The organism is Methanobrevibacter sp. YE315 (assembly GCF_001548675.1).
Lineage (GTDB): Archaea > Methanobacteriota > Methanobacteria > Methanobacteriales > Methanobacteriaceae > Methanocatella.
Genome location: NZ_CP010834.1, coordinates 2,226,151 through 2,241,490, shown reverse-complemented (window position 1 = coordinate 2,241,490; position 15,340 = coordinate 2,226,151). Strand labels below are relative to the sequence as shown.

Here is a 15,340-nt window from a genome sequence, read left to right as displayed (position 1 = left end):
AAATTAATCCACATAGTGGATGTAATCCTCTTTTCTTGGCAGCGGTTCTGGAGCTTCCATATCAGGATATCCTAAAACCACATGACCTATTCCTTCGTAGGTTTCAGGAATTCCCCACTCTTTTAAAAGGGCTTTTCCTTTTTCAGATGCAAATTCGTCACGTGCTCTGTGAATCCAGCAGGACCCAACTCCAACTGCATGTGCCGCATTTACAAGCACAGCTAGTACGCTTGCTCCATCTTCAACATATGTTGGAAATTCGCTGTTGGCCAGTACGATTAAGAGGGTTTTTGCACCGTAAAAGGGGTCCATGTCATCCGGAACCGGAACAGGGAAAAAACTTCTGTTCCATGCTGAAAACTCTTTTATTGTTTCGGGATTTTGAATTACAACAATTTTAGGAGATTGTGCACCACGCCCTGTTGGAGCATATGTTCCTGTTTCCAAAATGGTTTTTAAATCTTCATCTGAGATTTGTTCGTCTTTGAATTTTCTGATACTTCTTCTTGTTTTCAAATCTTCTATTGTTTGGTTCATATTAAATCCTCGCTGATTTTTCTAAGTATTTTTAAAAAGTTATCGTATTCTTCATCTGTTAGATTTTCCTTAATCTTTTCATCCCACATTGCGTCGTAATTCATCACTTTTTGAGCAATGTTTCCACCCTTTGGTGTTACTTTTATTATTTTTTTTCTTTTGTCCTTAATCTTTTCAATCAGTCCTTTGTCTTCAAGCTTTTTGAGGTTTCTTGTAATTGTACTTTCATTTAAATGAAGCGCTTCAGCCAATTGCTCCTGACTTATTCCATCGTTTCTATATATTATAATTAAAAGCGGATGGAGGCCAAAACTCAATTCCTCCTGCTTTACATTTTCATTGATGTATTTTGCATGCTCTCTGTAGATTATTGAGATGAATGGAGCTGTAGGGATATCTTCAAATGGCATTGTCCCTACTCCTTATTAATTTGTTGATGTAAAGCTCAATACATGCATAACATATGAGGGAACCTATTCCTCCTCCAAGAAGCATTCCGCAGTATATTCCAAATTCGCCCATATTGAATGTGAACCCTAAAAGATATGCGAATATCAACACGAGTATGAATTCCCTAAACGCTGTTAATATAAATGATATAGTTCCTTTTCCAACCCCTTGGAATACGTTACCCGCACTGGCCCCAAACGGAACGTATAAAATGAATAAACACATTAACTGCAAGAAGCTTGCAATCAATGGTGCCAACTGGGCGCTGCTTTCTGAGTATGAGAAAATGAATGCAATTTGATTTGCAAACACATTCAATATTATGCATACAATTATTGAAGCCGCCAATGCTACTTTAACCGCATATCTAGCGGTGACTCTCAGGTTTTCGTATTTTCTTGCTCCGTAGGCAACTCCGGCCACAGATATTGCTGCTGTTCCTACTCCTATTGCCGGAAGCATTCCTATGTTTATTATTCTCCAACCGGCTGTATAAACCGCCACGGCTATTGGTCCGGATACGATGGTGAGCATATAGTTTACAAATATTGTTAAAACTGACAGCACCAGTTGTTCCAAACTGGCCGGAATACCTACAACTAAAATGTCCTTATACATTTTAAGATTATTATGGAAGTCTTTTCTGTTATATGAAAGGTATGTGTCCTTTTTGACAAAAATCCAGTAAAACATTACAAGCAGACTTATAAGAGGGCCGGCTACTGTTGCCCATGCAGCTCCCTTAATTCCCATTCCCAGTGTGTAGATGAATATCGGATCCAGAATCATGTTGATGATGGCGGCAATAGCTATTGGCAATGTGGCTCGCTTAATGTCTCCTTCTGCTCTGAATGCTCCACCTACAATTGGTGGCATTAATATTGCAAATGTCCAGGCGAATATGATGAATCCGTAATCTGTTGCGTAGTTTATTACGCTGCTTGCCCCCATCATTTTAAGCATGGGTTCCATTAATGCAAGAAAGACAATTGAGATAAAAACCGAAAAGATAAAGCTTAGGATGAAATTGTGTATTGCAGCATTATTTGCTGAGTGTTTGTCTTCAGCTCCAATATATCTTGAAATAAGTGAATTACCACCGGCTCCAAGGCCGTTTCCGAAACCGACTAAAATCATGAATAACGGTGTAATGTATCCGAGTGCGGCTAATGGTTCCGGACCGAGTCCTGCAACCCAAATACTGTCAATAATGTTGTTTGCAAATATCAGAAACATACTTGCTATAATTGGTAATGATAGCTTGTTTATTGCATTTTTTGGGTCTCCTGTAATCATTTCAATATTCTCGTTCTTTTCCATAATTTTACCTCATTCTTGCATATGCAATTATACTCTTGTATATGCAAGTGTTAATATATAAATATTTTTAAAAACATAATCTTAACCAATAGGAGACTATATTATGAAAGTTTTAGTAGTTGGAACTGGTGCCCGTGAACATGCTATCGCTGATGCTCTTAAAGATGATGTAGAATTATATTGTTATATGAGTAAAATTAACCCTGGAATGTCAAGAATTGCCGAATTTAAGCAAGGGGATGAAGGGGAAGTTGAAAAAGTAGCAGAATACGCTGTTGAAAATGAAATTGATATTGCATTTATTGGTCCTGAAGCTCCCCTTGGAAAAGGAATTGTGGATGAGCTTCAAAAGAATGGAATTAGTTGTGTTGGACCAACTCAAAGTGCAGCTAGAATTGAAACCGACAAATCATTCATGAGAAAACTCTTTGAAGATTATAATATTGAAGGATCCCTTGTCTATAAGGTATTTGATAACTCTGAAGATGTATCCGCATTTTTGGATGAATTCGATAAAGACGTTGTAGTAAAACCTGTGGGATTGACCGGTGGTAAAGGAGTTAAAATTGTCGGAGACCACTTAAAGGATAATGAAGAGGCAAAAGAATACTCATGCGAAGTCATTGATAATGAAATGGGTGGTTTTGCTCAAGTAATTATTGAAGAAAGATTGATTGGAGAGGAATTTACCATTCAGGCTTTCTGTGATGGTGAAAACTTGGCTCCGATGCCTGCAGCACAAGACCATCCTCATGCATTTGAAGGAGATGTCGGTGCAATTACTGGAGGTATGGGTTCTTACTCTGACGTTGGCGGATTATTGCCGTTTTTAACTCAAGAAGATTATGATAAAGCAGTTGAAATAATGCAGGCTACCTTAAAAGCTATTGCTGAAGAAGCCGAACCGTACAAAGGTATTCTATATGGCCAATTCATGTTGACTGCTGATGGACCAAGACTGATAGAATACAATGCAAGATTCGGTGATCCTGAAGCAATGAATGTTTTACCACTTTTAAAAACTCCATTAGCTGATATATGTCAGGCTATTGTGGACGGCAACTTGGATAAGGCTGAATTTGAAGATAAAGCTAGCGTATGCAAATACATTGTGCCTGACGGATATCCTGAAACCCAGTATGCCGGTGAACTGATTGAAGTTGATGAGGAAGCTATTGAAGAACTTGGCGCCAAAGTATTTTATGCTGCAGTAAGTCAAGAAGAAGATGGAATTCACTTATCCGGTTCAAGAGCATTAGGTATTGTAGCTAGTGGCGAAAGCATTGAAGAAGCTGAAAAAATTGCTGAAAAAGCATGTGAGTTTGTTAAAGGTAATGTTTACCACAGAAGAGATGTGGGAACAACAGAACTCGTTAACAAACGTGTTGAACATATGAAAGAAATTTTAAAATAAATTTCTTTTTTTTTTGATAATATGAGCGATTATAATCCTGATGATTTGGAAAAGTTGAAATCCGACTTGCATAATAATATTCAAATTTTAAAGGAAAATGTTGAATCTGAAGAGGATTTGGAAAATTTGAATAAATTCATAGATTATTTATCAGATATGGATGCCCAAAGTGACGATGATGAAAAAAAGGCAGAAGGGATAAGTTTAATCAATAAGGGTTTGGTAGTATTCCAGGATTTGGTTGATGGGATTCAAAGGGATGTTAATATTGATCCTGGCCGTTTGGCTGGTTTGACTGATGGGGTTTTTTCAATTGTAATGACTCTTTTGGTATTCGGTATTGCTGCTCCCAATATAGAAATGAACTCCTATTCCCATTTCATATCTTTCATCACTGCCTTAATTCCCACTATTGCAACAACAATTGTCAGTTTTGTTATATTAAGTTCCTTTTGGATTTACCACCATGAGTTCTTAAAAATTAAAAACTTCAATCTCCTGTATATATGGTTAAATATCATATTTTTGATTTGTGTATCCTTTGTTCCATTTACAACATCATTAATCGGAAAATATTCTCATTTCTTCTTATCTGAAGTTTTATTTGGAATAAATATTTTATTGAACATTGTTTCATTCTTATTGTTGTATCTTTATGCATATAAAAAGGATTTCCTTGAAAATAAACCAAGCAAAAAGGAAAAAAGGCATGTCTTGAATACATTTTTAATAATAATGGCATTGACAATCATTGTAAATCTTCTGGACTTCAACGTTTCAGGCAATTTCATATTCCTGTTCCTATTGATTCCTGTGATATCTACACTCAGTGATATTGTATTTAAATGGAAATCATAGAAAACTTTAATAAATATATCCTACATATATTCTTTTTTATAAAGTATTTAAAGGGGATTTTAATGGGTAGTTTATTGTCAATAGCTGACATCAAAGATAATGTAACATGCATTTTAGATTTGGCTAGCAAAATCAAAGCAGGCGAGATGGAAGAAAAACCTCTTGAAGGTAAAACATTAGCAATGATTTTCCAAAAATCATCAACAAGGACAAGAATCTCCTTTGATGTTGGAATGTACCAGTTAGGCGGAAGAGCGATCTTTTTGTCTTCCAATGATTTGCAAATGGGTAGAGGTGAACCTATTTCGGATACTGCAAAGGTTTTAAGCCGTTTTGTTGATGGAATAATGATTCGTGCAATAAAACATTCCGATGTCGAAGAATTGGCCGAACATTCTGATGTACCTGTTATCAGTGGATTAACAGACCTTGAACATCCTTGTCAGGCATTGGCTGATATGCTAACAATTAAAGAGCATTTAGGTGACTGGAAAGGTAAAAAAATCTGTTTTGTAGGTGACGGAAATAATGTCTGCAATTCCCTTTTATTAATCGCTCCCCTTTTAGGAATGGACATGTCTGTTGCCTGTCCTAAAGGATATGAACCTGCTGATAAAATTTTAAAAATCGCCCAAGAATATGCAGATGAAAACGATACACAAATTATTATCAGTGATGATATTGGCGTTGCCTTAGAAAATGTAGATGTGGTTTACACTGATGTCTGGGTAAGCATGGGTGATGAAGCTGAAGCAAAACAAAGAGAAATTGATTTAGCTCCATTCCAGGTAAATTCTGATTTGATGAGCATTGCAAATGACGGAGCTATTTTCATGCATTGCCTTCCTGCAATTAGGGGCCAGGAGGTAACCGGCGAGGTTATTGACGGTCCTCAGTCTGTAATCTATGATGAAGCAGAAAACAGATTGCATGCTCAAAAAGCTGTTTTATATTATTTCATGAAGGATTAGAGTTTTAAAACTCTTCACTCTCTATTTTTAAAGTGAACCGATTATTGCAAATATTATAAATATCCCGATTAAGCATAAGCAGCAGCTAAGCCAATCTGAGCCATCAGTATTTGATGAACTGCTTGTTGTAGTTGTGCTTTGAGTATTGTTCTGCTGATTATTGTTGTTTTGATTAACCACGGGTGTTTCAATTATTTCTGCTGTTTTAATGTCTTCTTTTAATTTTTTTCCGCAATTTTTACAGTATACTGCCTCTTCTAGGTTTTCTTCGCCGCAATATCTACAAAACATTTATAATCCACCTTATAACTATTTTTAGAAATATTATTAAGCCTATTCCACCAACAAAACCTGTAATGAATCTTATTGTATTTGTACTTTCTCTTGGACCGAAATATTGTGTTAGGCCATCGACAGCCACAGGAATCATCAATATCATTGATATCAGAAGCATATTAATGTCATAACTGTGCTTATAAAAGCAACTGAAGATTAAATAAACGATCAATCCAGTATAAAATCCAGTGCATCTGGAACAAACCGGAAATTGATGGCCTTTAATGAAGAAGCTTCTCTCTGGCTTTCTGTGACAAATATATTTTGTTAATTCCATGCTATCATCACAAGTTAAGTACAATAATACTTGTAAAGATTAATTATATATATTTTTATATTCATAACTAAATGCATAATAAATAAAAAGGTTTTTACAATGAGAGGCGGAGAAGCGATAATTGAATCCCTTAAAAATATGGGGGTTAAGACAATATTTGGTTATCCTGGTGGACAAACCATACCCTTCTATGATATGTTATATGACTCAGATATGGAGCATATATTGGTTAGACACGAACAATGCGCAGCTCATGCAGCAGATGGATATGCAAGAGCTTCAGGTAAAGTAGGGGTGTGTTTGGCAACTTCAGGTCCAGGTGCAACAAACCTTGTAACTGGTATTGCTACAGCATATATGGATTCTTCTCCAATTGTAGCTATTACAGGACAAGTTCCTACTCATTTGATTGGAAATGACGCGTTTCAAGAAGCGGATATAATTGGAATAACCATGCCGGTTACCAAACATAGTTATCAGCCAAAAAGTCCGGATTTAATTCCTTCTATGGTTAAGTCAAGTTTTGAAATTGCTGCCAGTGGAAGGCCAGGTCCTGTTTTAATTGATGTTCCTAAAGAGGTTCAGGAAGGAGAATTAACTAAATTTGATGACTCATTAATACAAACACCGGGTTACAATCCAACCACCAAAGGTAATATTAGGCAAATTAAGAAAGCTCGTGATTTGATTAAAGAAGCTAAAAGGCCATTGATTTTAGCCGGTGCCGGTGTAATAATATCCAATGCATGCTGTGAGTTAAAAAAACTTGCTGAAACTATCAATGCTCCCGTAATGACTTCACTTTTAGGTAAAGGAGCATTTGATGAAACTGATGATTTGGCATTAGGAATGCTTGGAATGCATGGAAGAAAAGTATCAAATGATTCAATTAATGAATCTGATTTGTTAATAGCTATTGGAATTAGGTTTTCAGATAGAACTACAGGCAGATTGGATAGTTTTGTCCCTGATACAAAGGTTATCCATATCGATATAGATCCTGCTGAAATCGGCAAGAATGTTTGTGTTGATTTGCCTATTGTAGGAGATGCCCGCAATGTTTTATCATCATTAAATAAGGTTTTAAACGATTATAAAGCTTCTGAAGAGGTTAACAAATGGACAGAAATGATTAAACAGAGAAAACAAGACTTGATTCCAAGAGTAACTTACGATGATGTACCATTAAAACCGCAAAGCGTTATAAAGGAGATTTCAGAAGTATTGACTCCAGAATCAATATTGACAACTGATGTTGGCCAAAACCAGATGTGGGCTGCACATTTCTATGATACACAAAAGCCACGCAAATTTATTTCATCCGGTGGGCTTGGAACCATGGGATTCGGGTTCCCATCAGCTATCGGTGCTAAAGTGGCCTGTCCTGACGATCCTGTCATATCAATAAATGGTGACGGTGGATTTTTAATGGTTTGCCAAGAGTTAGCTACAGTTAAAGAATATGATTTGCCTGTTGTAGCTATTGTTTTAGAAAACAGGACTTTGGGAATGGTATACCAATGGCAAAGCTTATTGTATGACAACAGACATTCACAAACTTTGCTTGGAAATAGTCCAGACTTTGTTAAACTGGCTGAAAGTTTTGGAGTAAATGCAGTTAAAATTACAAAACCTGGTGAAACCAAAGAAGCTTTAGCTTCAGCAATTAAGGATAATGAACCAATTTTATTAAATGTTGTAATTGATTCTGAAGAAGCATTGCCTATGCTTCCTCCTGGAGCTGGAATTAATGAAATGATTGGTGAATATAAACTCGAAAAGGATGTGATTTAAATGACTCAGAATTATCATGTTATTTCCACATTAGTTGAAGATAAGCCAGGTGTTTTACAGAAAGTTGCCGGATTATTCAATAGGAGAGGTTTCAACATTGACAGTATTACAGTTGGCAATTCCGAGGTAGATGGCTTATCCCGTATGGTTATTTCAGTTCATGCTGATGAAAGAGGCTTAGAACAGGTTACAAAACAATTAAATAAATTAGTTGATGTTGTCAAGATTAAAGATATTACTAAGATTTCTGTTCAAAGGGAATTATGCTTAGTTAAGGTAAATGTTCCCAATCCAAATGCAAGAGCAGAAATAATCCAATATACAAACATTTTCAGAGCTAATATTGTTGATGTTAGTGAAGAAACATTAATGATAGAGATTACTGGAGATAATAAGAAGATAAATGCATTTATATCTTTAATAGAAGGTTTTGGAATCAAAAAGATTTCACGTACCGGCCTAACAGCAATGGCAAGGGGAGTATAAAAATGACTATATTAGAAAATGTTTTAGAAGATAATAAGAAATTTGTTGAAAACTTTGAAGGCGAAGAAATGTCTCACCATGCACAAAAAAAGTTAGCTATCTTAACTTGTATGGACTGCAGATTAATCGATTTCTTTGAACCAGCTTTAGGTCTTGAAAGAGGAGATGCAAAAATTGTAAGAAATGCAGGAAACTCCATTGTCGGAGAAGATGCAATCAGATCAATTGGTGCTGCTCTTTATAATTTAGGCTGTGAAGAAGTATTGGTTGTAGGTCACACTGAATGTGGTATGGCTGGTGCAGATGCTGAAGCTTTAAAGGAAAAAATGCTCGCTCGCGGCATTGCTGAAGAGGACATTGCAAAATATGATTTGGCTGAATGGATTGGCGGATTTGAAGATGAAGAGGAAAACGTCAAAAACGTTGTTGAAAAAATCAAAAATCACCCATTGATTCCAGACGTACCTGTCCACGGTCTTATAATCGATATTGTAACCGGTGAGTTGAAAGTTTTAGTAGATGGTTACTAATCATCTATTTTTCTTATTTTTTTTATTTTTAAAGTGTTTTAGGTAGAATTATTTGATTTTAATCTTTTGAATATAATTCATCAATATAAACTTTTTTTTATTGATATTGGTATTCTATTTGAGAATATGGCATAAAATATAAAGATATATATAATATTTTAAATTGAAATTATAACATTGGCATTATTAATATAATGGGAAAATTGTATTGATTTCATAAAATGGGTTGTGTTTTAACTAGAAGTTTTAATTATAATTCAGTGGCCAAACAAGGTATGGTGAGTAAAGAGGAGTTTGTATAATATTATACTCACTATTTTTCTTTGTTTTTTTATTTCACGAATCTTTGATTGTTTTTATTAAAAAACAATGCAAGTAAGTGCTTACACGCGGAAAAACACATATATAATCCAGGATAAACATTAAAATATTATGGACAAATTCATGAAAGAAAGGTAGATAAATATGAATTATAAAAGGATAATACTTATTTCATTAATGGTATTGGTTTTATCACTCACGGCTGTTTCAGCTGCTGATATAGACAATACTATCTTAGCTGAATCATCAGATGCTGATGATTCTTTTGTAGAATCTTTGGAAATTCAAGATTCTGAAAAGTTAAGTGCTTTGCCAGGCAATTTTCATGAACTTCAAATGGAAGTTATCAATGCGCCTTCAGGCTCCGTTTTAAATTTGACTCAGGATTATAACGGTGAAAACGGTTTAGTAGTCACTGTAAACAAGGATTTAACTATCGACGGGCAAGGCCACACTATAAATTGTTTGGATAAGAAAGGTTGCTTTGCATTCACTTCAGATAGCGGAACCATAATCCTAAAAAATCTTAACATTATCAATGGAAAAAATGACGGCAATATTCCTTTAGATGATAATTATAAAGGCGGTGCTATCAAAATTAGTGGTTCAGCACGCTACATCATAGACAACTGTACATTTAAAGATAATTTTGCAGACGATTATGGTGGAGCAATATACCATGAGTCAAATAAACCTCTTACAATTAAAAATTGCCAATTTATATCCAATAAGGCTGATGATCAGGATGGAGGTGCAATATACTCTACAGGAGAGTTAATTATTGAAAATTCCATTTTCAGCGATAATAAAGTGAAAAATACAGATCGCGCCAGAGGAGGAGCAATATATTGTAAAGGAAAAACAACCATTACAGGTTCCTTATTCGTTAATAATTATGGTGACGATTATGGTGGAGCAATTTATAATGGAGCAAATAATCCACTTACAATCAAGAATTGTCAATTCATAGATAACGAGGCAGCTGATTTTGACGGTGGAGCAATATACTCTTTAGGCAATGTAATTGTTGAAGATTCTGTTTTTATGGATAATTCTGCCGAAGACAGGGGTGGAGCAATCTTCACTGAACAGTGCGTTAATGTTACTAATTCTTTATTCCAGTCTAATAAAGTAGACGACAGTCACGGTGGCGCAATTTATAGTCCTGGAAAAGTTAATGTAGTCGGTTCCACATTCAAATCTAACAAAGCACATTGGTATGGTGGTGCAATACGTAGTAGTGAGGAGGTCACAGTTGTTAATTCAACATTTGAAGACAATAATGGAGACCAAGGTGGAGCAATATATACTTTAAGAAATGTAAACGTCAATGTTAATCAGGATCCTAGCGGACCTTTCAGCTCTTTCTTCATCAACAATGATGCAGACGATCTCGACGGTGGTGCAATTTATTCAGATAATGCACGTGTGGTAAACGCAGTATTTTCTGGAAATAGTGCAAATGAGGATGGTGGTGCAATTTTAGCTTGTAGTGATGCACATGTCACTCATTGCTTGTTTGAATCCAATAAAGCTGATGGAGCTGCTATTATGCAATGTTATGGTGGTGCAATATATGCTAAAGATGATATAAGCGTTGACAATTGTACATTTAAGGATAATTATGCTAATGATTATGGTGGTGCAATTTATGGAGACACCATTAAAATTAACTACAATAGCGGCACACAACCTTTCAGCTCTTTCTTCATTAATAATAAGGTAAAAGACAATGATGGTGGAGCAGTTTATGCATATTATGATTTGTATGCATTGAATTGCGTATTTTCTGGAAACACTGCATATGAAGATGGTGGAGCTATTTTCTGTTGTGATAATGCATACTTGGCCCATTGTCTGTTTGAGAATAATAAAGGGGATGGGGCGGATTATGCTCAAAATGAAGGTGGTGCTATACACTGTAAAGATGATTTGACTGTCGATAATTGTACATTTAGGAATAATTTTGCTTATGATTACGGTGGAGCTATTTATGCTGATACTTTAGAATTAAAACAAACTCCTTCCTATTTCGAATACAATACTGCAAAGGATAATCAAGGTGGAGCAATTTGGGTTAACAAATTCAGAAAAGATGTGAAATATGCCACATTCATTGGTAATAGAGTAAATGCAAATGATGATGGTGGTGCAATTTATATAGATAATAAAAATAAAATTACTTTCTCAGATTGCGTATTCATAAAGAATCATTGTGGTGATGAGGGTGGAGCCATTTATTTGGACAGTTCTTCTTCTTATTTAACTTTAAAAAATAACATCTTCATTGACAATAGTGCCGGCGATCAGGGTGATAGCGTATTTAACTGCGGTCACTATGATACAGTTAGCGGTAATTTCTGGGGAGGAAAAAATCCTAGTAAAAGCAATAGTCAATTGATTGAATGGCATCCTGCACCACTCTCAAATGAACATCACACCGATAAAAATCCTTTAAGCATTAAATTTGAATTAGATGAGGATTGTTCTTTAGTAAATGAAATTGTTACTGGATTGGTTAGCCTTTATAACTCTGATGGAAGTTATTTCATTGATCCATATATATATATGATAATTTATTTTCTTATAAACTTGCTTCAGGCCTTAAATTTATTAGCCAAGGTTCTAATGTAGTGTCTTCATTTGTACAGTGCGCAGGTGAAAATGAAGGAAAATATCTAATTTCCGCCAGTTTATGTGATTATTATAATTTATCAAAAACATTGAATGTTTTAGGCATTGATATAATCGACCCTGAAATAACAACTTACTCTGGAGGATCTCAAACTTTTAAAGTGCATCTTGAAGGAAATAAAAACGTCATTTCAAAAAAACCGATTAATGTTTTATTTAATTTGAAAAATTATCTTGAATACAGTGATGAAAATGGTGATGCAATCATATTGATTAATAATGTTCCTGCATCTCCAGGCAAATATAATATTTCAACAGAGGTTTATGGCGTTTATTCTACTTCAACAGTCAATGTTTTATCAACAATTATTGCAGAAGATGTTGTTAGACAATATGGTCTGGATTCTCCGTTCACTGTATCATTCACTGATAAGACTGGCCAATACTTGACAATGGGAAAATTAATAGGTTACCAAATTGATAATCTCCGCACTAAATATTCACCTATTTTAAACGATGAAGGTCTTTTTGACATAGATGTTTCTTCATTGGATGTAGGTGAGCATAATATTACAGTATTTAATCTGTTAACTAAAGAAAACGCTACATTTTCCGTTGGAATTCTTCCAAAATTTGGCGCGGAATTAAATGATGGAGATAGTCAACAATCTTTGGATAATAAATCAAATGGAATGTCCGGTGCAGGTAATTCATTTAATCCGCTTTATTTATCCGGTGGTCATGCTGAGTCTGATTTTAATAATGATGACATGGCTAATGGAACAGCATCAAACAATGATTTAGCAAACAAATCAAGTACTGTTCCAGTTAAATCAATCGACAACCAATCAAACAGCAACTTTAATTTCCTTTGGTTATTGTTGATATTGTTGGTTATTGGCGGATATTTAATTTGGAAAAAATATAAAAAATAAGGGTATCTGATACTCTTAACTTTTTTTCTTTTTTTTTATATCATGTAAAAAATATCTAATATATTAGGTTACTTTTATAAATATTAAAAATCATACTTATTAAGTGATATTTTATTATATATCTATAATTTTTATCAAATTATTTAAAAGAGATGATTTTAAATGAAAATGTATTACGACGATGATGTAAATACAGATGCTCTTGAAGGTAAAACCATTGCTGTAATCGGTTATGGTTCACAAGGAAGGGCACAATCCAGAAATATGGCTGACAGTGGAGCTAACGTTATTGTTGGTTTAAGAGAAAACGGAAGCTCTTGGAACTTAGCTAAAGAAGATGGCATGACTGTAAAAACTATTGAAGATGCAGCTAAAGAAGCTGATATTATTCACATTTTGCTTCCAGATGAAATCCAAGAAAAAGTATACAACGGACAAATCGCAGAATATGTTGAAGCTGGAAACACTATCTCATTCTCTCACGGTTACAACATCCACTTTGGATTAATTAAACCTGGTGAAGATGTAAACATAGTAATGTTTGCACCAAAAGGCCCTGGATCCATGGTAAGAAGAACTTTCGAAGAAGGATTCGGTATTCCTGGACTCGTTGCTGTTGAACAGGATGCTACCGGTGATGCTTTGCAACTTGCATTAGGTATGGCAAAAGCATGCGGATTAACCAAAGCTGGTGTTTTAGAAACTACTTTCCAAGAAGAAACTGAAACTGATTTATTCGGTGAACAAACAGTTTTATGTGGTGGAATTACCGAATTGATTAATGCTGGTTTCACTACTTTAGTTGAAGCAGGTTACCAACCTGAAATCGCTTACTTCGAAACTTGCCACGAAGTAAAACTCATCGTAGATTTAATCTATGAAAAAGGTTTTGCCGGAATGTGGACTGATGTAAGTAACACTGCAGAATACGGTGGTTTAACTAGAGGAAAAAGAATCATTACTCAAGAAGCTAAAGACGGTATGAAAGCAGTTTTAAAAGAAATCCAAGATGGAACTTTCAAAAAACAATGGGCTGATGAAAACGCTACCGACGGAGCTAACTTAAAAGAAATGAGAGCTGCCGAAGGTCAAAAAGAAATCGAAATTGTTGGTGAAAGATTAAGAAAAGCTTGCGGATTACAAAAAGACGATTAAGTCTTTTTAATCCCTTTACTATTTTTTTTTAAATTATATTTTTAGTGTGGTAATTGTGGCATTTATTGGTATGGACCATGGAACTACTGGAATCTCTTTCTGCATAATGTCTGATGAAGGCAAGATTATTGATATTTTTAAAATTGGAAGAGAAGAAAGTAAGAAAGGTTTGGTTTCTGCAACAGAAGAGTTACAAAAGCGTGTTGATTTGGATTCTGTAAAGCTGATGGCCATAACTTATGCAATGGGTGATGGAATTAGCAAGATTCTGCCGACATCCCAAGTTAAAGACAGGGGAATTTTATCAATCAGCGGCGCTGGAAAGGTGACTGGTGGCGGAACATCAGTATTTAGTGAATTGGAGGCATTGAATATTGATTCAATCATGATTCCAGGTCTTCATAAAAATTCAGAATCATTAGATAAATTGTTTAGGGCAGCTTATTCCCATCAGGCCAGCCCTGAAAAGGTCAGCATCTCATACAATGCAATTAAGGAAACTGGATGGTCTAATTTTATTGTAGCGGATATTTCCTCTAATAGTGTTGATATTTTAATAGAAGACGGCAAAATCAAAGGTGCTATCGATGCTTGCCTTGGTGCTATGGGTGTTGTTCACGGACCTCTTGATTTGGAGATGATTAGGGACATTGATGAAAACAATGTATCTGCAAACGAATGTTTTTCACATGCTGGAGCTATTAAAATCGCAGAAATTGATGGAAAAGTAGCTAATATGAAGGATCAGCTTCTGGAAAATTATAGGAATGGTGATGAAAAGGCTAAACTGGCCATCGATACTTTAATCATGACTGTTGCTATGGAAATCGCCGGTCTAGATATTGTATGTGAAAATGAAATAGATGGTATTGTTTTGACAGGTTCTATTGGAAGTGCAACCGAACCGTTTAATTTTGAAGATGAAATCAATAAGTATTTCAAAAATAAGTATCCTTTAAAAGTAATATCTAAAGAATCAGGAGCTATTGGTGCAGCTCAAATAGCAATGGATGTTTATAATGGTGAAAAAGAAATATTAGGTATTGAAGTTAATATCTAATCTTCTTTTAAACTTATAAATATGATATTTCCGCCTTTAACGGTTTCCAAACCATTTTCATTTTCAAGGACGAGATTTAAGTAATTGTCAATTGCTATTATTTTTCCTTCGCTTTGATAGTCTCCTCTCAAATCAACAGTTACGTATTTATTTTTAAATTGTCTAAAAAGTTTATTCACGTTTTCTTTTTCTTTACTCATTTTTTTCAAATCCTTGATAATTCTACTTCTATTTTGATGTTTCATCTTTATATAGTTTGACA

The 15,340-nt window shown here is 34.8% G+C and carries 16 protein-coding genes; 10 read left to right on the top strand and 6 right to left on the bottom strand.

Annotation, left to right across the window (positions count from 1 at the left end; all coding sequences use genetic code 11):
* Nucleotides 1–3: 3 nt before the first annotated feature.
* From TL18_RS10435 to TL18_RS10425, 3 genes are read right to left on the bottom strand one after another with little or no spacing between them, the layout of a single operon-like run.
* Nucleotides 4–537: a nitroreductase gene (locus TL18_RS10435; protein ID WP_067045255.1), complete on the bottom strand. Its 534-nt coding sequence runs from the start codon at nt 535–537 to the stop codon at nt 4–6.
* Complete coding sequence (locus tag TL18_RS10430) at nt 534–947, bottom strand: MarR family winged helix-turn-helix transcriptional regulator (RefSeq protein ID WP_067045252.1); 414 nt, start codon at nt 945–947, stop codon at nt 534–536. The genes TL18_RS10435 and TL18_RS10430 overlap by 4 nt, the downstream gene beginning before the upstream one ends.
* On the bottom strand, nt 937–2,307 hold the full coding sequence (locus tag TL18_RS10425; protein WP_067045249.1) for an MATE family efflux transporter: 1,371 nt from the start codon (nt 2,305–2,307) through the stop codon (nt 937–939). The genes TL18_RS10430 and TL18_RS10425 overlap by 11 nt, the downstream gene beginning before the upstream one ends.
* Nucleotides 2,308–2,410: 103 nt before the next feature.
* Here TL18_RS10425 and purD point away from each other — a divergent pair, with 103 nt between their 5' ends.
* From purD to argF, 3 genes are all read left to right on the top strand, one after another.
* Nucleotides 2,411–3,721 (top strand): phosphoribosylamine--glycine ligase, encoded by a 1,311-nt coding sequence (purD, locus tag TL18_RS10420; protein WP_067045246.1) that lies wholly within the window; start codon nt 2,411–2,413, stop codon nt 3,719–3,721.
* Nucleotides 3,722–3,742: 21 nt separating this feature from the next.
* Entirely contained in the window at nt 3,743–4,579 is an 837-nt protein-coding gene (locus tag TL18_RS10415) for a TMEM175 family protein (RefSeq protein ID WP_067045243.1), read from the top strand.
* A gap of 62 nt (nt 4,580–4,641) precedes the next feature.
* Complete coding sequence (argF, locus tag TL18_RS10410; protein WP_067045240.1) at nt 4,642–5,550, top strand: ornithine carbamoyltransferase; 909 nt, start codon at nt 4,642–4,644, stop codon at nt 5,548–5,550.
* Between the two features lie 27 nt (nt 5,551–5,577).
* Here the strand turns inward: argF and TL18_RS10405 are convergent, their stop codons facing one another.
* On the bottom strand, nt 5,578–5,841 hold the full coding sequence (locus TL18_RS10405) for a zinc-ribbon domain-containing protein (protein WP_067045237.1): 264 nt from the start codon (nt 5,839–5,841) through the stop codon (nt 5,578–5,580).
* The gene (locus TL18_RS10400) at nt 5,831–6,187 is read right to left on the bottom strand and encodes a DUF2085 domain-containing protein (RefSeq protein ID WP_231483616.1); all 357 of its coding nucleotides are present in this window, start codon (nt 6,185–6,187) and stop codon (nt 5,831–5,833) included. The genes TL18_RS10405 and TL18_RS10400 overlap by 11 nt, the downstream gene beginning before the upstream one ends.
* 75 nt (nt 6,188–6,262) lie before the next feature.
* Here TL18_RS10400 and TL18_RS10395 point away from each other — a divergent pair, with 75 nt between their 5' ends.
* From TL18_RS10395 to TL18_RS10365, 7 genes are all read left to right on the top strand, one after another.
* Nucleotides 6,263–7,957 (top strand): acetolactate synthase large subunit, encoded by a 1,695-nt coding sequence (locus TL18_RS10395; protein ID WP_067045230.1) that lies wholly within the window; start codon nt 6,263–6,265, stop codon nt 7,955–7,957.
* Nucleotides 7,958–8,443: an acetolactate synthase small subunit gene (gene ilvN, locus TL18_RS10390; RefSeq protein ID WP_067045227.1), complete on the top strand. Its 486-nt coding sequence runs from the start codon at nt 7,958–7,960 to the stop codon at nt 8,441–8,443.
* 2 nt (nt 8,444–8,445) lie between these two features.
* Nucleotides 8,446–8,973, top strand: coding sequence for a carbonic anhydrase (locus tag TL18_RS10385; protein ID WP_067045224.1), 528 nt, complete (start codon nt 8,446–8,448; stop codon nt 8,971–8,973).
* Nucleotides 8,974–9,438: 465 nt separating this feature from the next.
* Nucleotides 9,439–11,928 (top strand): right-handed parallel beta-helix repeat-containing protein, encoded by a 2,490-nt coding sequence (locus TL18_RS10380; protein ID WP_067045221.1) that lies wholly within the window; start codon nt 9,439–9,441, stop codon nt 11,926–11,928.
* The gene (locus TL18_RS10375) at nt 11,928–12,863 is read left to right on the top strand and encodes a hypothetical protein (protein WP_067045218.1); all 936 of its coding nucleotides are present in this window, start codon (nt 11,928–11,930) and stop codon (nt 12,861–12,863) included. Before TL18_RS10380 ends, TL18_RS10375 begins: the two co-directional genes overlap by 1 nt.
* Before the next feature lie 162 nt (nt 12,864–13,025).
* Complete coding sequence (gene ilvC, locus TL18_RS10370) at nt 13,026–14,018, top strand: ketol-acid reductoisomerase (RefSeq protein WP_067045215.1); 993 nt, start codon at nt 13,026–13,028, stop codon at nt 14,016–14,018.
* A gap of 55 nt (nt 14,019–14,073) precedes the next feature.
* The gene (locus TL18_RS10365; protein WP_067045212.1) at nt 14,074–15,078 is read left to right on the top strand and encodes a methanogenesis marker 12 protein; all 1,005 of its coding nucleotides are present in this window, start codon (nt 14,074–14,076) and stop codon (nt 15,076–15,078) included.
* On the opposite strand, the gene TL18_RS10360 is transcribed toward TL18_RS10365, so the two are convergent.
* Nucleotides 15,075–15,323: an LSM domain-containing protein gene (locus tag TL18_RS10360; protein ID WP_231483615.1), complete on the bottom strand. Its 249-nt coding sequence runs from the start codon at nt 15,321–15,323 to the stop codon at nt 15,075–15,077. The genes TL18_RS10365 and TL18_RS10360 overlap by 4 nt on opposite strands.
* Between the last annotated feature and the right edge of the window lie 17 nt (nt 15,324–15,340).